Raw genomic sequence first — 19,601 nt, forward strand, 5'->3', positions numbered from 1 at the left:
ATCACGGGGGGTCTGCGGGGGGGGGGGGGTGGGATTAGGGGGTGGCGAGGAGGGGGCGGAGGGCCGCCACGATGGGGGCGTCGGCGGGGAGCCAGGTGACCGACTCCAGCTCGTCGGCGGAGAGCCAGCGCAGCGCCGAGTGCTCCAGCGCCTGCGGCTGATCGTCGTGCAGCAGGCGGGCGGCGTACACCTTGAGCACCGAGCGGCCGTGCGCCATCCGCACGTTGCGGCCGACCCGGTCGCCGATCTCCACGCGTACGGCCAGCTCCTCGGCGCACTCCCGGACCAGCGCGTCGGTCTCGCCCTCCCCCGGTTCGACCTTTCCGCCGGGAAACTCCCACATCCCCGCCACCTCGGGCGGGGCGGAACGGGCACAGGCGAGCACCCGCCCGTCCCGGATGATCGCCGCTCCCACGATCACCTTCAGGTCCCGTCGTTCGGCCTGCCCGCCACCATTAGCCCGTTCGGTCCGCACGGGCGTCCAGGGTGCCAGATCAATCGGCGGTTTGGGTACCGACGCCGTCCGCTAGGCCAACAGAACACGGAAGTGTGGGCGTGGACACCCCTTCCGAGCGACGACAAACTAGAGGGCACCGACAAGACACGGGATGGCGACGATTTGGCCACAAGCCGGCAACGGCGCTTGGGGGGTGCGGTTATGCGCGTGCTGTTCAACAGCCGGGCCAAGCACGACTACCTTTCCGACGCGTTGACCCTGCTCTCGGGTTGGACGCGTGAAGGCGAGCAGATCCGACGGACTCTCGAGATCGACGATACCCAACACGCGGCGTTGACCGAACGGGTAAAGGTCGTCGCCGACGCGCTGCGACTGCGCCCCGAGATCAGCCGTCGGTCTGACAGTACCCAGATCCGGGTCGGGCACGGTAACGGCGAGCCGCTGACCGAGGGCGAGGTCCTGCTGGCGGCCCGTATCGAGGACGCGTACCGCGCGGTCACCGAGTCCTGACCGCTCCTTGCGGGGTCGTCTGAGGTTTTCCTGAAGACACCCCGGGCAGCGAGCACTGACGTACCCCGGAAGCCCCGCGCTTCCCGTTCGTCGGACGGGGAGCGCGGGGCTGCCGCGTGGTGGTGCTCATCCGTCGGCGCTGGCGTCCTGCGGGTACCAACGCAGCTCCACCGAGTTGCCGTCCGGGTCCCGCACGTAGATCGAGGTTGCCGAACCGCGGGCACCAAACCGGCTGACCGGGCCGGTCAGCACCGTGAAGAGACCCGAGTCGATCACCTGCGCCCAGTCCAGCGGCGCCACCACCAGGCAGAAGTGGTCGACGTTCGTGCCCTGCCGGTCGCCCCGCACGAGGTCGATGATGCTCCCGGGGCTGATCCGCACCGACGGAAACGGGACGGCGCCGGCCCGCCACTCGTCGACCCGTACCGGTGCGAGCCCGAGTTGGCCGCAGTAGAAGTCCAGGGCCCGCTCCACGTCCGAGACGGTCAGCACCAGATGGTCGAAGCCGGTCACCCGCACCGCGCTGTGCCCGCTGGTTCGCTCGCTGTGCCTGCTCACGCCTCCTCCAGCGCGGCGGCCGCACGCAGCCAGTCGGTGAACAGCGCAGGGTCGATGTCCGCCACGCCGTGCAGCTTCACCACCGCCATGGCGCGCGCGGCGGGCACCAGTCGCCCGGACCGGTCAGCGATCTCCTGCCCCCGCCACAGCCCGAAGGTGACGTAGGACCCGTACGCCTTGACCAGGCAGATCGGGCGCTGACCGGGCCGGTCGCCCAGACCCCACACCGGGTGGCCGTGCCACATCGCGCCGGTCGCCCCGGGCAGGGCGTCCGCGATGACGGGCGTCAGCTTCTCCCCGATCTCGCGGAGCGGGCCGGCCAGGCCGGCCAGGTAGTCGTCGATGCTCATCTCGCAGCCTCTCAGTCGAGTGCGGTTTCCTCGCCGACCTCACGATCCGCCCACGGGGGCCGCGGACCAAGACCGGTTGCCGCTACGATCGTTGACCACAGGTCAACGGTGGGAGTGACGTGCTGGAGCGGTACGAGGTCGAGACGTTCCTGACTCTCGCCGAGGAGCTGCACTTCGGCCGGACCGCCGAGCGGCTACGGGTCAGCACCGGCCGGGTCAGCCACGTGGTCAAGAAGCTGGAGCGCCAGATCGGGGCACCGCTGTTCGCCCGGACCAGTCGGGTCGTCCGGCTCACCCCGATCGGGCGGCAACTCGCCGACGACCTGGCGCCACACGTGGCCGGGATCGACGAGGCGGTCCGCCGCGCGGTCGACGCCGGCCGGGGCGTCACCGGGACGCTGCGGGTGGCGTTCCTCGGCGAGTGGACGGCACCGGTGCTGCTCCGTGCGGTGGCGCTGTTCTCCGAACGACACCCCGACTGCCGGGTGGAGGTGCACGAGGCGCAGTTGTCCACCACCCGGTCCGGCCTGCTCGACGGCACGACCGACGTGCTGATCGCCTCGTACCCGTTCGACGGGATGGCCAACGGCCCGGCGCTGCTGTCCGAGGACCGGATGCTGGCGGTGGCCGTGGGTCACCCGCTCACCCGGGAACGATCCGTGTCGCTGGAGGTGCTCGCCGACCATCCCGTGGTGCAGTACCCGCCGGTGACGTCGGCGGAATTCAAGCGGGACCGGACCCCGGAGCGCACCCCGTCCGGCCGGCCGGTGCCGCAGGGTCCCGTCGGAAACACCTTCTCCGAGATGCTGACACTGGTGGCGATGGGCCGGGGCGTGCTGCCGGTGGGCGAGCACACCCGCCGCTACTACCCGCGCCCCGACGTGACATACGTGCCGATCCACGACGCGCCGCCGATCGAGCGGGGCCCGGTGTGGCTGGCCAGCAACACCACCACCCGGGTACGGGAGTTCGTCCGGGCCGCGACCGACGCGAACAGCGCGGACCGATGAGGCACGGCGAGTTCCGCCATCCCCGACTGGTCCAGGTCTACGACGCCGAGTGCGCGTGGGGGCCGGACGACGACTTCTTCCGGGCGGTGGTTGACGAGACCCCGGCCGTCCGGGTCCTCGATTTGGGCTGCGGCACCGGCCGCCTGACCGTCGCCCTCGCCGCCGGTCACACCGTCACCGGCGTCGACCCCGCCGGCGCGTCCCTGGCTGCCGCCCGCGCCAGGTCGGGCGGCGAGCGGGTGACCTGGATCGAGGGCACCTCGGCCCTGCTGCCGGACGAGGCGTTCGACGTGGCGGTGCTGACCAGCCACGTGGCGCAGTTCTTCGTCGACGACGCGGAGTGGGCGCGTACCCTCGCCGACCTGCACCGGGCGCTGGCACCCGGCGGCCGGCTGGTCTTCGACGCCCGCGACCCGGCGGACCGCCGCTGGGAACACTGGAACCCGGCGGACTCCCACCGGCGGATCAGGCTGCCGGACGGCGACGAGGTCCGCGCGTGGACCGAGGTCACCGGGGTACGCGATGGCGCGGTCAGCTTCATCCACCACTACCGCTTCGCCGACGGCGAGGAACTGCTCAGCTCGGCGACGCTGCGTTTCCGCACCGAGGCGCAGCTACGCGACTCCCTGGCCGCTGCGGGTTTCACCGTGGCCCACATCCACGGTGGCTGGCACCGCCAGCCCGTCGGCCAGGGCGACGGCGAGTTCCTGGTCATCGCCCACAGCAGCCGGCTGGCACCGGTTGCCTAGCCTGGTCCGCATGGCGAACATCGCGTACGACCGCAAGGAGCAGGTCCAGCAGATCGAGAGTGGACTCCTCGACGGTGAGCAGATCATCGCCGTCTACGACGCTGTCGGCACCGGCACCGGGTTCATCGGGCTGACCGACCGGCGCGTGATCATCCAGGACCGCTCGTTCGTCGGGAAGCGGCATGCGATCACCAGCATCCCGTACTCGAAGATCACCAGCGTGAGCGTGGTCAGCAACAAGTCCTGGGGCGGCACGTTCTTCTCCACCGGCGCGATCGCCATCCACGTCGGCACGCACACCTACGAGGTGGAGTTCCGTGGCGCGCAGAAGAGCCACCACGTGCACAACGTGATCCTGCACCACATCTCCTGACGGCACGTCCCGTCGTGGGCCCGGTCGGCGTATTTGCCTTGCCGGGCCCGCGGCGTCTCTGGTGTCCTCGGTCGACAGCCGCGCGAAGGGAGCAGCCGCCATGCCCAACACGACGAAGTCCCCCGAACCCACCGTCATCCGATCCGAGGAATCGAGACTTCGTGAGCAGGACTGTTCCCCTGGCGCTGCTGGGCGCCACTGACCCCAACCCCGGAGGCCGCTGATGTCGGTCTTCGACGATCCCGGCCTCTTCGGCCGGCTGTGGGCCGCCGGATACGACGAGGGCGGCACCAACCCCGACCCGGTCCCCGCCGTTGACTTCCTGGCCGACCTGGCCGACGGCGGCCCGGTTCTCGAACTGGCGATCGGCACCGGCCGGGTCGCGCTGCCGCTGGCCGAACGCGGCCTCGCCGTGCACGGCGTCGAGGCGTCCGAGGAGATGCTCGCGCAGCTGCGGGCGAAACCCGGCGGCGACCAGATCCCGGTGGTCGTCGCCGACATGGCGGACGTGCCGGTGGCCGGTGAATTCCGACTCGCGTACCTGGTCTTCAACACGCTGTTCAACCTGGTGGACGCCGAGCGGCAGGCGGACTGCTTCCGCAACGTCGCCCGGGTGCTGTCGCCCGGCGGCGCGTTCGTCATCGAGACGTTCGTGCCCGACCCGCGCAGCTTCGACTCGGACGAGCAGGTGCAGGTACGTGCCGTGACCGAGGACTCCGCGACGATCCGACTGCACCGGTACGACCGGCCTGCGCAGCGGTTCATCCGGCAGACGATCACGTTCGACGCGGACGGTGTGCACCTGAAGCCGTTCGCCATGCGGTACGCCTGGCCGCACCAGATCGACGAGATGGCGCAGCAGGCAGGGCTCCGGCTCACCGAGCGGTACGCCGACTGGCACCGACGACCGTTCCAGGCCGACAGCCCGGCGCACATCTCCGTCTACCGGGCGGAGTAGCAGCGGTTGATCGACTCCGGCCCCCGAGGGCATGGGCGTGGCTGTGTCACTGTGGGCACGACGACCTGTCACCGAGGGGCCGGGGTCGATCTCCGTCAGCGGAAGCGGGTGCCCATGATGACCAAACGAGTCGAACGGGCTCTCCTGGCGCTGGCGCTCGGCCTGTTCGTTGTCGGTTGGATCCTCCAGGGAAACGCGCACGGCAGGGCCCATACGATCGGCCGGGTGCTGGTGCCGCTCGGCTGGATCTGCAGCATCGTCGCCGGTACCGGTCGGGCCCGTCGCGCCAAGCGCGAGAACAATCGACTACGAGGGGTACTGCTCGGCGGCGACACCGCACCCGAAGCAGACGAGCGCCCTGACCGGCCGCGCGCCGAGGACGTCCACCCGGACCGGTAGTTCGAACCTTTCGCGCTCGGCTGATTCTGCTGCCAGCAGTCTTACTTGATCTGCCGGGCCCGCGCCGGCTGAGCTGGCAGCATGCCAACGGACGCCGCCCGTTTCCCGCGCTCCTCGCCGTACTGGCCGGTGCTCAGTCACCCTCAGCTCCGGCGCATCCTGCCCGGGCTGGCCGTCTCCGCGTTGGGCGACGGCATGGCGGTCGTCGCGGTGACCTGGCTCGCCATCCAACTCGCCCCGCATGATCAGCGGGGCACCTGGATCGCGTTGGCCATGGCGGCGTACACCCTGCCCAGCGCGGCCGGGACGGCCCTCTTCGGCCGGTTGCTGCGCGGGCGCGGCGGCGCGCAGCTCGCCGGATGGGACGCGATCCTGCGGGCCTCCGCACTCGCGGCGATCCCCCTCGCACACGTCGCCGGCGTGCTCACCATCGGGCTGTACGTGGTCCTGCTGGCCGCGTCGGCGTTACTGCACTCGTGGGGCTCCGCCGGCCGGTTCACCCTGATCGCCGAGCTGCTGCCGCGGCGACACCATCTGCCGGCCAACGCCGTACTCACCACCATCGGAGGGTTCGCCACCATCGTCGGTCCGCCACTGGCGGGCATCCTGATCAGCTGGACGGGGCCGGTGTGGGTCATCGCCATCGACGCCGCCACCTTCGCCGCGCTGGCCCTCACGTACCGTCTCGCCCTCCCCCCCAACGGCGGACCCGCACGGTCCGAGCGCGGCGCTTCGCGAACGGCCGGCTTCGCGGTCATCCGCCAGAACCCAGCCCTGCTGGGCCTGCTGGTGCTGAGCCTCGGGTTCTTCTTCCTCTTCGGACCGGTGTACGTGGCGATGCCGATCCACATCACCGACGACCTGCACGCCTCCGCGACGCTGCTCGGCGCGTACTACACCGCGTTCGGCATCGGCGGTCTCGCCGGAGGTCTGGTTGCGGGCTACCTTCACCGCTGGCCGCTACGGTCCACCACCATCGGCATCGTCGTCGGGTTCGGCATTGCCATGCTGCCGCTGGGCCTGAGCGCACCCATCGGCCTCTCGCTGCCCGCCTTCGCCCTGGCGGGACTGATCTGGGCGCCGTACCTGTCCACCTCAATGGCGCTGTTCCAGCGCAGCACGTCCACCACACAACTGCCGGCGGTGCTGGCGGCGAACGGCGCCATCCTCGTGCTGGCGGTGCCGCTGGGCACCATGCTCGGCGGCCCGCTCGTGGGCGCCATCGGCGCCCGCCCGACGCTGCTGGTCTGCGCCACGGCGATCGTGACCCTCGGCCTGATCGCCGCCGGGTTCGCGCTGGTGCGGCGGAAGCCGTCCGCCACTGACCACCGGTTGACTGCACAGGATGCGTGAGGGAGAGCGTCACCCGCCCGCAGCGTCGTACCCGGCGCGCAGAATGCGGGCATGTCTGAGTCATCGCCGCACCGCCACCACGCCATCGACTACGTGGAGCTCACGGTCACCAACCTCGAACAGGCCAAGCGCTTCTACGCCGAAGCGTTCGACTGGCAGTTCAACGACTACGGGCCGGGGTACGCCGGCATCCGCAGCGCGCACGGCGACTCCGCAGCCGAGGTTGGCGGTCTGCGGGCCGACCAGGAGGTCCGGACGGGCGGCCCGCTCGTGCTCCTCTTCTCGACCGACCTGGACCGGTCCGTGCAGGCGGTGAAGGACGCCGGCGGTCAGGTGGTGAACGGGCCGTACGAGTTCCCGGGTGGCCGGCGGTTCCACTTCACCGACCCCAGCGGAAACGAACTGGGCGTCTGGTCCGAGCTGTAGCGCCCGCTCACAGGGCGTCGCGGATTGCGCTCGTTGCTGCCCGGTTGACGGCGTTTGACGGTGTCTGCTGCCCCATCTGCGCCCCGAGCGCCTGCCGAGCGGACTCGCCCATGGGGTCGTCGCGGGTGGGCAGCCCCCGGATGGTCGGCAGCACTTGCTCCCGGAAGACGCCGTACAACCGGCGTAGTTCCCGCGCCGGATGCTCGGCGTCGTTGACCCGCACGTCCGAGAGCGGGTACGGCTGATCGCCGATCACCGTCACGGTCGCCGACCGCGCGCCGTGCCGGTCACCACCGCTCTCCTCGCCGGCCCCGACGGCCAGCACGAGCCGCTCAGCCAGGTCGAGTTCCCGGCTGTCCTCGAACACCCGGACGATCTCCGCGAGGGTCTCCGGGCCAACCAGGCGGTTGCCCTGCACCGCGTAACCCGGCCCGGTGCGGTGCCCCGCCCAGTCGCTCGTCCGGCTGCCGGTGAAGGCGTGCGAACGACCCTGACGGTCGACCATCCCGACCTGCCGCACCTCCCGACCCGGGTCCCGGGCCAGCAGCTCGGTCAGGACTTCCTGCGGCGAGCGGCCCTCGCCGAGCATCGGCAGGCCGTCGTAGGCCAGGAACGGGTTGGAGGTGGCCTGGGTTGCCACCGCACCACCGCCGGAGTGAACGTGTGCGACGAGCTTGCCGACCGCCGGTCTGGCCGTCAGGGCTCCCACCCCGAGCTGGCCGGTACGCGGACACCGTGCGGCGATCGAGAAGGTCACGGTCGGCAGGTACCCGGACGAACGCCCAGCATTCCGGAGCCGGCCTCGGTTGCTCACGAGGCAACCGCCTGACCTGCGTTAACAGGCCGGATTCAGACGTTGAAGCGGAACTCCACCACGTCGCCGTCCTGCATGACGTACTCCTTGCCCTCGATGCGGACCTTGCCCGCAGCCTTGGCCGCCGCCATCGAACCGTGCTCGACCAGGTCGTGGTACGAGACCACCTCGGCCTTGATGAAGCCGCGCTGGAAGTCGGAGTGGATGACACCCGCGGCCTCCGGCGCGGTGGCGCCGACCGGGACGGTCCAGGCCCGCGCCTCCTTGGGGCCGGCGGTCAGGTACGTCTGGAGCCCGAGGGTCCGAAAGCCGACCCGGACGAGCTGGTTGAGGCCGGGCTCGTTCTGCCCGATCGACTCCAGCAGCTCGCGGGCCTCCTCCTCGGGCAGGTCCACCAGCTCAGATTCGATCTTGGCGTCCATGAAGACGGCCTCGGCGGGGGCGACCAGGGCGCGCAGCTCGTCGAGGAACGCCTCGTTGGCCAGTTCGGCCTCGTCGACGTTGAAGACGTACAGGAAAGGCTTGGTGGTGAGCAGGTGCAGCTCGCGCAGGTGCTCCAGCTCGATCTTGGCGGCGGCGGCCCCGGAGTACAGGGTGGTGCCGCCGTCGAGCACCTCGATGGCGGCCTTCGCGGCGGCGACCGCGGCCAGGCGGTCCTTGCGGAGCTTGGCCTCCTTCTCCAACCGGGGCAGCGCCTTGTCCAGGGTCTGCAGGTCGGCGAGGATCAGCTCGGTGTTGATCGTCTCGATGTCGTCGGCCGGGGAGATCTTGCCGTCGACGTGCACCACGTTCGGGTCGGAGAAGGCCCGCACCACCTGGCAGATCGCCGAGGCGTCCCGGATGTTGGCCAGGAAGGCGTTGCCCCGGCCCTGCCCCTTCGACGCGCCGCGGACCAGGCCGGCGATGTCGACGAACGACACCGGCGCCGGCAACACCTTCTGCGAGGAGAAGATCTCGGCCAGCTCGCCCAGCCGCTCGTCGGGCAGCCCGACCACGCCGACGTTGGGCTCGATGGTGGCGAACGGGTAGTTCGCCGCCAGCACGTCGTTCTTGGTCAACGCGTTGAAAAGCGTGCTCTTGCCGACGTTGGGCAGGCCGACGATGCCGATGGTGAGACTCACGACGGGCCAGCTTACGCCGGTGCTGGACGGACCGGTCCACGCGGCTCGGTTTTCGACTCGGGCCGACCCGAGCCAGTGGGGCGCCGGCCGGCCTTCAGCCGAGCAGGCGTGGGGCGATGACCGCCTCCCGGACGCTGCCGTCCGCGCCGCGGCTGACCTCGTACGCCGAGACGCCCTCGCGGTCGGCGACCGCCTCGACCAGTCGGGTGCCCCGGTAGACGAGCCCGACCCCGTCGTCGGTGCAGTGGCTGGTCGGCAACGTCTCGTCGCCGACCAGCTCGTGCATCAGCGGTCGCCGCTGGCCCTCACTGTCGTAGTGCACCCCGTTGCCGTACGGCAGCCAGCCCAGGCCGTCCGTGAAGCCGCGCAGCCGCGGGCCGAAGCTGTCGGTGGCGCCACCCACGTGCCAGCAGATCGAGCCGGCGGAGACGCCGCCCAGCACCACGCCGGCCTGCCAGCACTCGTGCAGGATCTCGTCGAGCCCGTGCACCCGCCACAATGCGACAAGGTTGGCCACGCTACCGCCGCCGACCCAGATCACGTCCTGGGCGAGCAGGTGGGCGCGGACGTCCTCGACGTTCGGCATCGGGAACAGGGCAAGGTGCGACAGCCGGAAACGGGTGTCGGCGAACGCGCCGTAGATGGCCGTGAACGAGGTGGGCTGGTCCCCGACAGCCTGCCCGAGGTAGCAGATGCGCGGCTGCGGGCCGGCGTCGGCCAGCTCGGCGGCCAGCTCGAACACCGGGCCGGGGCGCAGGTCGGTGGGACCGCGGTCGCCCCGGAAGAAACCCATGCTGGTGGCGAGGATGGTCGGTTCGCTGGCGGGCATGTGGGTCCTTCCGTCGGTGCGGGACGGCTCTCATCCTGCCGCAGCGGGCCGCCGGTCGATCACCCCGCCCGGCGCCGACGCCCGGTGCCGGCCAGGCCAGCAGGACGCCCACCCACTCAGCCAGCGCGTCGCTGACGGGGCACCACGGCCATCGCCCCGGCGACCCTTCCGGTCGGCTCGCTGCCGGCAACCCGGTCCGACGCGGGCTCGGCGGACGGACCGAACTCGGCCAGGCGGCTTGACTCCGTCCCATTGGGATGGCCCTCAACCGGGTCGGCGGCGCGCTGGCTCTCAGCCGCCTCGCGCTCCGGCCAGTGACCCGGGGGCAGCTCCCCGAACGGCCGGTCCTCCGGGCGCAGTTGCGCGGCGGCGGCGCGGGGCAGGGTGAACCGCTCGGCGGCGGCCGGGCCGGCCCAGACCGACTCGCGCAGCATCCAGCGCACCTCGTCGCCCGTCCAGCCCAGCCCCGGCCGGACGGCGATCTCCCGGACCAGCCGCCGGCCGACCCTCGTGTCGTCGTCGTAGAAGCGCATGCACCAGTGGTGCGTCCACATGCCCAACGCACGCAGGCCCGCGTCGTCGAGCGAGCGAGCCAGCCGGCCACAGGCGGTGTCGGCGAAGGCCCGCTCGGTGTCGGCCGCCCGGTCCCGCTCGATCGCGCCGACGGCGGCCGGCGCCACGGCCCGCATCCGGCGGTAGAAGGACTGCACCACCGCGCGGGGCAGCGGCGGGAACGCGTCCCGTGTCGATGCCGCCGCCCGACCCGCCACGCTCCCCATCACCGCACCCCTTCTTGAGTTGGTGGCCGAACGTTAGCCGTCACGACCGACACTTTCGGGCGGAAAAGCCGCTCGGATCATGGATAGCGAGGATGACCTGGGGCGTCTGTACGGGTGACAACGAAACGAGGTGGTGGGTGGACGAGGACGAGCGCGCCCGGTTGGCCGAGTTCGTCGCCAGCCGGACTCCGGCGTTGATGCGGGTCGCGTACCTGCTGACCGGGGATCGCAACGCCGCCGAGGACCTGTTCCAGTCGGCGTTGGCACGGACCATCCCGAAGTGGGGGACCATCCGGCACGCCGACCCCGAGGGATACCTGCGCGTGGTGATGTACCGCGAGCAGATCAGCTGGTGGCGGCGACTTCGGCGGTGGCGGGAGACGCCGCTCAACCCGGCGGACGAGCCGGTGGGCGCCGATCCGAGTGGCGGGTCGGACGTGCGGTTGGCGATGCGCGCCGCACTGCGCCACCTGCCACCGGCGCAGCGGACGGTGGTGGTCCTGCGCTACTACGAGGACCTGCCCGAAGCACGGGTGGCTGAGCTGCTCGGCTGCTCGGTGGGCACGGTGCGCAGCCGTACCCACCGGGCCGTCAGCCGGCTGCGGGAGCTGCTGCCGGAGGTCGAAATGCTGGAGGTACGGCGATGACCGATCCCTTCGAGCACCTCATCCGCTCCACCCTCACCGACCTGGCCGAGGAGGCACCGATCGTGCATGACCAGTTGAGCCGAGCGGAACGGCGGGTACGCAACCGGCGCCGGGCCACGGTGACCATGGGGGCGGTGGGCACCCTCGCGGTCGTCCTGATCGCCGCCCCGTTCGCTCTCGCCGGGACCGGGTCGGACCAACCCCGGCCGGCCGCGCCCAGCCCGACGAGCCCTTCGGTCCGGCCCACCCTGCCCGCCCCCACCCCGTCCGGGCCGGACGTCGTGCCGACCCCGCCCGGGCCGGACGTCGTGCCGACCCCGGCGCGTCCGACGGTCGCGCCGAGCCCGCCCGGCGTGCCGGGAACGGCGAGTCCGACGCCCGTGCCCGGTCCGCCCGGCGGGCCCGGTGTGCCCGGCCCGCCCGGCGTGCCGGCCTTGGCGAGTCCGACGGTCGTGCCGAGTCCGCCCGGCCCGCCCGGGGTGCCGAGCCGAGCGAGCTGATCAGATCCGGTCAGATCGGGCCAGTCTTCCTGCTCGATCTGACCGGCCGGCCGTCGTCGTCCGCCACCCCGTCCGCTCGGGGCGTAGCGGATCTGCCTGGACGTCCGTCAGCACGATCCGCTCAATCGACCCATCGCTCTCCACGTCCTTGAGCCGCCGGGCGAGCAGTCGGTCCGAGATCCCGGTCACCATCGCGCGCTATTGCCCGAGCCTGCGCGCTCCCGCCTCCCGGCGAACCGGATCAGCAGCCGACCCTGGTTTGCCGGGGCCGGTACGACCGCCCACCCTTGAACCATGACCGATCACGGACACCGGCCCGCCTCCGGCCTGAGCCTCGACCCGCCTGTCGTACCGACGGCCGGCGTGCAGGTGCGCGAGGGGCAGCGATGAGCCGCACCCTGGCCCGGGTGCCCGACTCGCTCACCGGACAGATCGTCACACCCGGCGACCGCAGGTACGCGCAGCTGCGCTCGACGTACACCACCACGGCGTCGCCGGCCGGCGTCCTGCTGCCGAAGAACGCCGCGCAGGTGGTCGCCGCGATCCGCTACGCGCGCGAGCAACGGCTGCCGATCGCCGTCCGCAGCGGCGGACACGGTCTCTCCGGCGCCTCCTCCAACAACGGTGGCCTGGTCATCGACCTGTCCATGCTCAACCGGGTCCAGGTTCTCGACGAACGGTCCGGGCTGGTCCGGATCGAGGCCGGCGCCCGCTGGGCGAACGTCGCGGCGGCGCTCGCCCCGTACGGCCTGGTGATCAGCTCGGGTGACCACGGCAACGTCGGCGTCGGCGGCCTGGCCACCGGCGGTGGCGTCGGCTGGCTGGTCCGCTCCTACGGCCTCACCATCGACCGGGTCCGCGCCGTGGAGGTGGTGCTCGCGGACGGCACGCTGGTGCGCGCGGACGCGGAGCACGAGCCGGAGCTGTTCTGGCTGGTCCGGGGCGCCGGCGCCGGGGCGGGGATCGTGGTGGCGTTCGAGATCGAGGCCACCGAGCAGCGCAACGTCGGGGTGGCGCAGCTCGTCATCGAGGCGCACCCCGACGGCCGCACCGTTCGGGAGTGGGCGGGTTACCTGGCGCAGGCCCCCCGGGAGCTGTCCGCGGCCGCCGTGCTGTTCCCGGAGGGACGCTCGGCCCTCATGTCCATCACCGCCGTGGTGGCCGCCGAGAGCCTGCGCCGGGCCCGGCCCCTGGTCGAGCCACTGCTGGCCATCGGGAAGGTGCTCGAACACCGGACCGACCTGCTGCCCTACCCGACCCTGGTGCCGACCGCGCACCTGCACCCCAACGTCGGGCAGCAGCGGGGCACGACCACCAACGGCTTGTTCACCGAGCTGGGCGACGCCGGTGCGCGGGCGGCGACGCGGGCGGTCACCGGACCGGGGCGGGCGGTGATCCAGCTCCGCTCGGTGGGCGGAGCGGTCAACGACGTCGCCCCGGAAGCGACCGCCTACCCGCATCGGCACCAGAACATCCTGGTGATCGCCTCGGTGTTCCCACCGCAGGGCGGCGCGGTGTTGGACGCGGCCTGGCGGGGCGCCGCCGGCCGCGCCGACGGCGCCTACGTCAACTTCGAGAGCCGACCGGACCCGGCGGCGTTCGCCCGGATCTACCCCGGTGAGACCGGTGCCCGGGTACGACGGCTGTGGAAGCGGTACGACCCGGACGGTGTGTTCCGGTCGGCCCTGCTGTCCGGCCAGCCGACCCGATCCGGCCAGCCGACCCGATCCGGCCAGCCGACCCGATCCGGCCAGCCTCATCGGCGCCGCCGCTGAGCCGCCAGCGCCACGGCGCCCCCGCCGCCGGCCGGCTGTTAACAAGGGGCCCTTGCTATGCACCAGGCGTTAATAAGGTGCCCTTCCTTGCTGGTGCACGCTGACGTCCGATTTCCGCCAGCCGATCGCCCGAGGAGGGGGGCATCATCGGTGACGTGGAGATGGACTTCGAGCGGTGCTACCGGGCCGTGGACAGCCGTGACCAGCGGTTCGACGGCTGGTTCTACACCGGCGTGACGTCGACCGGGATCTACTGCCGGCCATCCTGCCCCGCGACCACGCCCAAGCGGCAGAACGTCCGGTTCTTCCCGTCCGCCGCCGCGGCGCAGGGCGCCGGGCTGCGCGCCTGCCGACGCTGCCGGCCGGACGCCGCACCCGGCTCGCCCCAGTGGGACGTCCGCGCCGACGTGGTCGGCCGGGCGATGCGGCTGATCGCCGACGGGGTGGTCGACCGGGACGGCGTCCCCGGGCTGGCCGCCCGGCTCGGCTACACCGAGCGGCACCTGCACCGGATGCTGCGCGCCGAGATGGGCGCCGGGCCGCTCGCGCTGGCCCGGGCCCAGCGGGCGCAGACCGCCCGGATCCTGATCGAGACGACCGGCCTCGGGATGGCCGAGATCGCGTTCGCCGCCGGCTTCGGCAGCGTGCGGCAGTTCAACGACACGGTTCGCGAGGTGTACGCGATCGCCCCGTCCGAGCTGCGGGCGGCTCGTGGCCGGCACCAGGCGCCGGTCGGGGCGGGAACGCTGACGCTCCGTCTGGCGTACCGTGCGCCGCTGCACGCCCGGGCGCTGCTGGACTTCCTCTCGGTGCGGGCGCTGCCCGGAGTGGAGGAGGTCCGCGACGGGACGTACCACCGGGGGTTGCGGTTGCCGCACGGCGCCGGCCAGGTGGCGCTGACCCCGGCGGACGGGCACGTGGCGGCGACGCTGCGCCTGGCCGACCTGCGCGACCTGGCGCCGGCGGTGGCCCGTTGCCGCCGGCTGCTCGACCTGGACGCGGATCCGGTCGCCATCGACGCCACGCTCGCGGCCGACCCGGCGCTCGCCCCGGCCGTCGCCGCCGAACCCGGCATCCGGGTCCCCCGTGCGGTGGACGGCTTCGAGCTGGCGGTCCGCGCCATCATCGGCCAGCAGGTCTCGGTCACCTCCGCCCGCACCACCCTCACCCGCCTGCTGGCCGCCCGCGACCGCCTCGATCATGGGATCGGCGGGCCGGACGGAGATCGAACCGCCGGTCAACCTCGTGATCGACACGATGGTGACCAGCCGGGGAGTCTCCGCGGGTTTCCCAGTGCCGAGGAGATGCTGGGAGTGCCGGATGAGGGGTTCGGCATGCCGGTCGGGCGGCGGGAGACGGTGCGCGCCTTGGCGCGGGCCGTAGCCGACGGGCAGCTGGACCTGGCCTCGGGCGGCGACCGGGAGGAGACCGTCCGGCGACTGCTGGCGCTGCCCGGCATCGGCCCCTGGACCGCCGGCTACCTGGCCATGCGCGCCTTCGGCGACCCGGACGTCCTGCTACCCACCGACCTCGCGGTCCGACGCGGCGCGGCCGCGCTCGGCCTGCCGGACACCGCGAAGACCCTCGACGCGTACGCCGAACGTTGGCGCCCCTGGCGGTCCTACGCCACGATCAGACTCTGGAGAGCGGCATGAGCATCGACAGCACCGTGCTGAGCACACCGACCGGCCCGCTGAGCATCCTCGCCGGTCCGGACGGTGACGTCCGGGCCGCCGGCTTCACCCCGGACCCGGCGGCACTGCTGCCCCTGGTCCACCCCACCCTGCGGGCGCCACTTCGACCGCGGGCCGACCTCGGCCCGGTCAGCGGGGCCGTCCGGTCCTACCTGGACGGTGGCCTCACCGCCATCGACGCGGTGCCGGTACGGCAGAGCACCGGCGGTGAGTTCATGGCGCACGCCTGGCAGGTGCTGCGCGATGTCCCACCGGGCAGCCCGGTCACCTACACCGGGTACGCCGCGCTGGCCGGCCGTCCGCCGGCGGTGCGGGCCGCCGCGGCCGCCTGCGCCCGTAACGCGGTGGCACTGTTCGTGCCCTGCCACCGGGTGCTGCGGACCGACGGCACGCTCGGTGGCTACCGCTGGGGGCTGGACGTGAAGAAGTGGCTTCTCGGTCATGAGCGGCGGTTGACAACAACCTGACACAAGCATCGACACCCATTGACGCTACCGTCGGGTAGTGCCTGTGGAGAGCGACGGCGACCCGGCCGCCCGGGTCGCCTCGGGCCCCCACCCCGTGCACAACCTCTGGCGGCTGCGTCGCTACCTGCGCCCGTACGCCACCGAGTTCGCCTGGCTGCTGGTCGCTGGGCTCGCCGGCACCGCGGCCGGGATCGCCGTACCGCTGGTGGTGCAGCGGGTGGTGGACGGGCCGGTGGCCCGGCACGATTCCGCCGGCCTGCTCCAGCTCGGTGGCCTGGCGCTGCTGCTCGGCGTGGCCGAGGCGGTGCTCATCTTCATCCGCCGTTGGGTGCAGTCCTCCTCGGCGGTGGGCATGGAAGCGGCGCTGCGCGCCGACGTCTACGCACACCTGCAACGCCTGCCGACCAGCTTTCACGACCGCTGGCAGTCTGGCCAGTTGCTCTCCCGGATCACCAGCGACCTCTCGGTGATCCGGCGGTTCCTCTCCTTCGGCGTCTTCTTCCTGGTGCTCAACCTGGTCACCTACCTGGTGGTGGTGCTGCTGCTGTTCCGCCTGCACCCGACGCTCGGCCTGCTGGTGGCGGCCAGCGCGGTCCCGCTGCTGCTGATCAGCCGCCGGTTCGGCCGGCACTACCACGCCGCGTCCCGCCGGATGCAGGACCAGCAGGGTGACGTGGCGACCCTGGTCGAGGAGACCGCGCAGGGCCTGCGCACCATGAAGGCGTACGGCCGGGGGGTCGAGCTGGCCGCCCGCTTCGCCGGCGGCGCACGGACGCTGCACGACACCGGCGTGGGCAAGGGGCGGCTGCTGGCCAACACCGCGGCGCTGCTCGACCTGGTGCCCAACCTGACTCTCGGCGTGGTGCTGGTGGCCGGGGCGGCCGCCGCCGCGCAAGGGGCGCTCACCATCGGCGAGCTGGTCGCGTTCGTCAGCCTCCAACTGATGCTCATCTGGCCGGTGCAGTCACTGGGTTGGATCATCGCCAACGGCCAGGAGGCGGCCACCGCCGCCGACCGGATCCAGGAGGTGCTGGACACCCCGCCGCAGATCGTGGACGCCCCCGGCGCGCGCGCCCTGCCCCGCGACGCGGTCCACGGTCGACTCCGTTTCGAACGGGTCGCGTTCCGCTACCCGGGCACGACCACGCCGGTGCTGCGCGAGATCGACCTCACCATCGAGCCGGGCGAGACGCTGGCGCTGGTCGGCGCCACCGGCTCCGGCAAGAGCACGCTGCTCTCCCTGGTGCCCCGGCTGCACGAGGTGACCGGCGGCCGGATCACCCTGGACGGGCACGACCTGCGCGAGCTGCGGCTCGACTCGCTGCGCCGACTGGTCGGGGTGGCGTTCGAGGAGCCGACGCTCTTCTCCATGTCGGTCCGGGAGAACCTCACCCTGGGGCGCCCGGACGCCGGCGACGACGAGGTCCGCGCCGCCCTCGCGCTGGCCCAGGCCGACTTCGCGTACGACCTGCCGTGGGGGTTGGCCACCCGGGTGGGTGAGCAGGGGTTGTCCCTCTCCGGCGGCCAACGCCAGCGGCTGGCGCTGGCCCGGGCGGTGCTCGGGCGCCCGGCGCTGCTGGTGCTGGACGACCCGCTGTCCGCCCTCGACGTGCACACCGAGGCCCTGGTCGAGGCGGCGCTACGCCGGGTGCTGCGGAACAGCACCGCGCTGCTGGTGGTGCACCGGCCGTCGACGATCGCGCTGGCCGACCGGGTCGCCCTGCTCGACGGCGGGCGGATCACCGCGATCGGCCGGCACTCCGAGTTGCTGGCCACCGTGCCGGCCTACCGGGCCCTGCTGGCCGCCGAGCCGCCGGCCGCGCAGCCACCGCCGGGCGGAGCTGCCGGGCCGGCCGCGTCCACGGCGCCCACTGCGGACGGACGGGGGCTGGTGCGTTCGTGAGCGTGCCGGAGCAGGCCGATCCGCCCGGGGAGGAGCCGGAGCTGACCCGCTGGCGCGGGACGGCCACCGACCCGGAGGCCGACCGGAGCCAGGCCGAGGAGAGCACCCCCGAGGCGGTGGCCCGGCTGCGCCGGCTCAGCCGGTCACTGCTGGCCGATCTGCTCCGCCCGCACCGGAGGCGGATCGCCGCCGCGGTCGGCCTGTTGCTGGCTCAGAACGCCGCCGCGATGGCCGGCCCGTACCTGGTCATGATCGGCATCGACCGGGCCATCGCGCCGCTGCGGGCCGGCAACCCCGGCCCGTTGGCCGCCGTCGCCGTGGCGTTCGCCGCCGCCGCCGTGACCGAGTACGCGGCCCGGCGCGGCTTCCTCGCCCTGTCCGCCCGGATCGGCCAGGCCGTCCTGCTGGACCTGCGGAAGCGGGTGTTCGGGCATTTCCTGCGGCTGTCGGTGGGCTTCCACGAGCGGTACACCTCCGGCCGGATGGTCTCCCGGCTCACCAGTGACCTCGACTCGATCGCCGAGCTGGTCGACGGCGGGATCGACAGCCTGGTGCTCGCCGGGCTGTCGATCCTGTCGGTGGCCGCCATCCTGCTCTGGCTGGACCTGCCACTGGCCGCGGTGACGCTGCTCGCCTTCCCGTTCCTGTTCTGGCTCTCGCGCTGGTTCGCTCAGGCGTCCGCCAGCGCCTACCGCCGGACCCGCGAGGCGGTCGCGCTGGTCATCGTGCACTTCGTCGAGTCGATGCGGGGCATCCGGGCGGTGCAGGCGTTCCGCCGGGAGCCGCGTAACCAGCGGATCTTCGTGGCGCTCGGCGAGGACTACCGGTCGACCAGCCTGCACGCCTTCCGGCTGATCGCCACCTACTCCCCGGCGATCAAGCTGATCGGCAACGTCACGGTGGCGGTGGTGCTCTGCTACGGCGGCTGGCGGGTGCTCGGCGGGCGGACCGAGGTGGGGGTGCTCGCCGCGTTCCTGCTCTACCTGCGCCGCTTCTTCGAGCCGATGCAGGAGCTCAGCCAGTTCTACAACTCGCTCCAGTCGGCCACCGCCTCTCTGGAGAAGCTGGCGGGGGTGCTGGACGAGCGGTCGGCGGTCGCCGAGCCGGCCCGGCCGGTGCCGCTGCCGACCGGCGCCGGCCGCGGCGAGCTGACCTTCCGGGCGGTCTCCTTCGGCTACCGCGCGGACACCCCGATCCTCACCGGACTGGAGCTGACCGTGCCGGCCGGGCAGACCGTCGCGCTGATCGGGCCGACCGGCGCGGGCAAGTCGACCATCGCCAAGCTGGTGGCCCGGTTCCACGACCCGGACGCCGGCGCCGTCCGGCTGGACGGGATCGACCTGCGCGAGGTGAGCGACGTCGATCTCCGCCGCGCGGTGGTGCTGGTGACCCAGGAGAACCACCTGTTCAGCGGCACCGTGGCGGAGAACATCCGGTTCGGCCGGCCGGACGCCGACGACGCCGCGGTGCAGGCCGCCGCCCGGGCGATCGGCGCGCACGAGTTCATCGCCGCGCTGCCCGAGGGGTACGGCACCCAGGTGCACCGGCGCGGTGGTCGGCTCTCCGCCGGCCAACGGCAGCTGGTCGCGTTCGCCCGGGCGTTCCTGGCCGATCCGACCGTCCTGATCCTGGACGAGGCGACGTCCTCGCTGGACGTGCCGACCGAGCGGCTGGTGCAGCGCGCGCTCGGCACCATCCTGCGGGACCGTACGGCGCTGGTGATCGCGCACCGTCTCTCCACCGTGGAGACCGCCGACCGGGTGCTCGTCCTCGACGGCGGGCGGGTCGTCGAGGACGGTCCGCCCGGCCAGCTCGCCGACGCCGGTGGCCGGTACGCCGCCCTGCATCGGCAGTGGCGGGAATCGCTGCTGTAGCTACAATCACGGCTCGTCGGTCTCGCCCTGCCCGGTGCGGCCGGCGACGACGACT

General features: G+C 72.6%; 21 protein-coding genes and 1 pseudogene. 15 read left to right on the forward strand and 7 right to left on the reverse strand.

The window, feature by feature from the left end; translation table 11 throughout:
* Positions 1-34 precede the first annotated feature (34 nt).
* On the reverse strand, positions 35-475 hold the full coding sequence (locus KBX63_RS28700; RefSeq protein WP_210916644.1) for a (deoxy)nucleoside triphosphate pyrophosphohydrolase: 441 nt from the start codon (positions 473-475) through the stop codon (positions 35-37).
* Positions 476-658: 183 nt separating this feature from the next.
* On the opposite strand from KBX63_RS28700, the gene KBX63_RS28705 reads away from it, so the two are divergent.
* Positions 659-967, forward strand: coding sequence for a 4a-hydroxytetrahydrobiopterin dehydratase (locus tag KBX63_RS28705; RefSeq protein ID WP_089019073.1), 309 nt, complete (start codon positions 659-661; stop codon positions 965-967).
* A 126-nt stretch (positions 968-1,093) separates the two neighbouring features.
* On the opposite strand, the gene KBX63_RS28710 is transcribed toward KBX63_RS28705, so the two are convergent.
* Both KBX63_RS28710 and KBX63_RS28715 read right to left on the reverse strand, forming a co-directional pair.
* Positions 1,094-1,525: a VOC family protein gene (locus KBX63_RS28710; protein WP_307871874.1), complete on the reverse strand. Its 432-nt coding sequence runs from the start codon at positions 1,523-1,525 to the stop codon at positions 1,094-1,096.
* The gene (locus KBX63_RS28715) at positions 1,522-1,875 is read right to left on the reverse strand and encodes a DUF1801 domain-containing protein (protein ID WP_210916647.1); all 354 of its coding nucleotides are present in this window, start codon (positions 1,873-1,875) and stop codon (positions 1,522-1,524) included. The genes KBX63_RS28710 and KBX63_RS28715 overlap by 4 nt, the downstream gene beginning before the upstream one ends.
* Before the next feature lie 119 nt (positions 1,876-1,994).
* Between KBX63_RS28715 and KBX63_RS28720 the strand changes: the two genes are divergently transcribed.
* The 7 genes from KBX63_RS28720 to KBX63_RS28750 all read left to right on the forward strand — a co-directional run bounded on the left by KBX63_RS28720 (position 1,995) and on the right by KBX63_RS28750 (position 7,143).
* Positions 1,995-2,885: a LysR family transcriptional regulator gene (locus KBX63_RS28720; RefSeq protein ID WP_210916649.1), complete on the forward strand. Its 891-nt coding sequence runs from the start codon at positions 1,995-1,997 to the stop codon at positions 2,883-2,885.
* Positions 2,882-3,634, forward strand: a complete 753-nt coding sequence (locus KBX63_RS28725; RefSeq protein WP_210916651.1) for a class I SAM-dependent methyltransferase — start codon at positions 2,882-2,884, stop codon at positions 3,632-3,634. Before KBX63_RS28720 ends, KBX63_RS28725 begins: the two co-directional genes overlap by 4 nt.
* A gap of 10 nt (positions 3,635-3,644) precedes the next feature.
* The gene (locus KBX63_RS28730) at positions 3,645-4,007 is read left to right on the forward strand and encodes a PH domain-containing protein (protein ID WP_007464929.1); all 363 of its coding nucleotides are present in this window, start codon (positions 3,645-3,647) and stop codon (positions 4,005-4,007) included.
* 223 nt (positions 4,008-4,230) lie between these two features.
* Positions 4,231-4,965, forward strand: a complete 735-nt coding sequence (locus KBX63_RS28735; RefSeq protein WP_210916653.1) for a class I SAM-dependent methyltransferase — start codon at positions 4,231-4,233, stop codon at positions 4,963-4,965.
* Between the two features lie 117 nt (positions 4,966-5,082).
* Complete coding sequence (locus KBX63_RS28740) at positions 5,083-5,364, forward strand: hypothetical protein (protein ID WP_210916655.1); 282 nt, start codon at positions 5,083-5,085, stop codon at positions 5,362-5,364.
* An 81-nt stretch (positions 5,365-5,445) separates the two neighbouring features.
* The gene (locus KBX63_RS28745; protein ID WP_210916658.1) at positions 5,446-6,717 is read left to right on the forward strand and encodes an MFS transporter; all 1,272 of its coding nucleotides are present in this window, start codon (positions 5,446-5,448) and stop codon (positions 6,715-6,717) included.
* 51 nt (positions 6,718-6,768) lie between these two features.
* A complete protein-coding gene (locus KBX63_RS28750) occupies positions 6,769-7,143 on the forward strand; it encodes a VOC family protein (protein WP_210916661.1) in 375 nt (124 codons plus the stop codon).
* Positions 7,144-7,150: 7 nt separating this feature from the next.
* Here the strand turns inward: KBX63_RS28750 and KBX63_RS28755 are convergent, their stop codons facing one another.
* The 4 genes and pseudogenes from KBX63_RS28755 to KBX63_RS28770 form a co-directional block, all read right to left on the reverse strand.
* The gene (locus KBX63_RS28755; RefSeq protein ID WP_210916662.1) at positions 7,151-7,900 is read right to left on the reverse strand and encodes a DUF1028 domain-containing protein; all 750 of its coding nucleotides are present in this window, start codon (positions 7,898-7,900) and stop codon (positions 7,151-7,153) included.
* A 92-nt stretch (positions 7,901-7,992) separates the two neighbouring features.
* Positions 7,993-9,078, reverse strand: a complete 1,086-nt coding sequence (ychF, locus tag KBX63_RS28760; RefSeq protein WP_210916663.1) for a redox-regulated ATPase YchF — start codon at positions 9,076-9,078, stop codon at positions 7,993-7,995.
* A 94-nt stretch (positions 9,079-9,172) separates the two neighbouring features.
* Positions 9,173-9,907, reverse strand: a complete 735-nt coding sequence (locus tag KBX63_RS28765) for a peptidase E (RefSeq protein WP_074314354.1) — start codon at positions 9,905-9,907, stop codon at positions 9,173-9,175.
* A gap of 350 nt (positions 9,908-10,257) precedes the next feature.
* Positions 10,258-10,686 (reverse strand): annotated as a pseudogene (locus tag KBX63_RS28770) (hypothetical protein); the annotation flags it as partial.
* A 137-nt stretch (positions 10,687-10,823) separates the two neighbouring features.
* Here KBX63_RS28770 and KBX63_RS28775 point away from each other — a divergent pair.
* From KBX63_RS28775 to KBX63_RS28805, 7 genes are all read left to right on the forward strand, one after another.
* Positions 10,824-11,333, forward strand: a complete 510-nt coding sequence (locus KBX63_RS28775; RefSeq protein WP_210916666.1) for a SigE family RNA polymerase sigma factor — start codon at positions 10,824-10,826, stop codon at positions 11,331-11,333.
* On the forward strand, positions 11,330-11,833 hold the full coding sequence (locus tag KBX63_RS28780; RefSeq protein ID WP_210916667.1) for a hypothetical protein: 504 nt from the start codon (positions 11,330-11,332) through the stop codon (positions 11,831-11,833). The genes KBX63_RS28775 and KBX63_RS28780 overlap by 4 nt, the downstream gene beginning before the upstream one ends.
* 386 nt (positions 11,834-12,219) lie before the next feature.
* Positions 12,220-13,608 carry an FAD-binding oxidoreductase gene (locus tag KBX63_RS28785; RefSeq protein WP_210916668.1) on the forward strand — a complete coding sequence of 463 codons (1,389 nt, stop codon included), beginning with the start codon at positions 12,220-12,222 and terminating at the stop codon, positions 13,606-13,608.
* A gap of 155 nt (positions 13,609-13,763) precedes the next feature.
* Positions 13,764-15,263 carry an AlkA N-terminal domain-containing protein gene (locus KBX63_RS28790; protein ID WP_210916669.1) on the forward strand — a complete coding sequence of 500 codons (1,500 nt, stop codon included), beginning with the start codon at positions 13,764-13,766 and terminating at the stop codon, positions 15,261-15,263.
* Positions 15,260-15,769 carry a methylated-DNA--[protein]-cysteine S-methyltransferase gene (locus tag KBX63_RS28795; protein WP_210916670.1) on the forward strand — a complete coding sequence of 170 codons (510 nt, stop codon included), beginning with the start codon at positions 15,260-15,262 and terminating at the stop codon, positions 15,767-15,769. The genes KBX63_RS28790 and KBX63_RS28795 overlap by 4 nt, the downstream gene beginning before the upstream one ends.
* A 37-nt stretch (positions 15,770-15,806) precedes the next feature.
* The gene (locus tag KBX63_RS28800) at positions 15,807-17,672 is read left to right on the forward strand and encodes an ABC transporter ATP-binding protein (RefSeq protein WP_210916671.1); all 1,866 of its coding nucleotides are present in this window, start codon (positions 15,807-15,809) and stop codon (positions 17,670-17,672) included.
* On the forward strand, positions 17,669-19,546 hold the full coding sequence (locus KBX63_RS28805; protein ID WP_210916674.1) for an ABC transporter ATP-binding protein: 1,878 nt from the start codon (positions 17,669-17,671) through the stop codon (positions 19,544-19,546). The genes KBX63_RS28800 and KBX63_RS28805 overlap by 4 nt, the downstream gene beginning before the upstream one ends.
* Positions 19,547-19,601 lie beyond the last annotated feature (55 nt).

The sequence above is a fragment of the Micromonospora sp. U21 genome (assembly GCF_018070045.1).
GTDB lineage: Bacteria > Actinomycetota > Actinomycetes > Mycobacteriales > Micromonosporaceae > Micromonospora.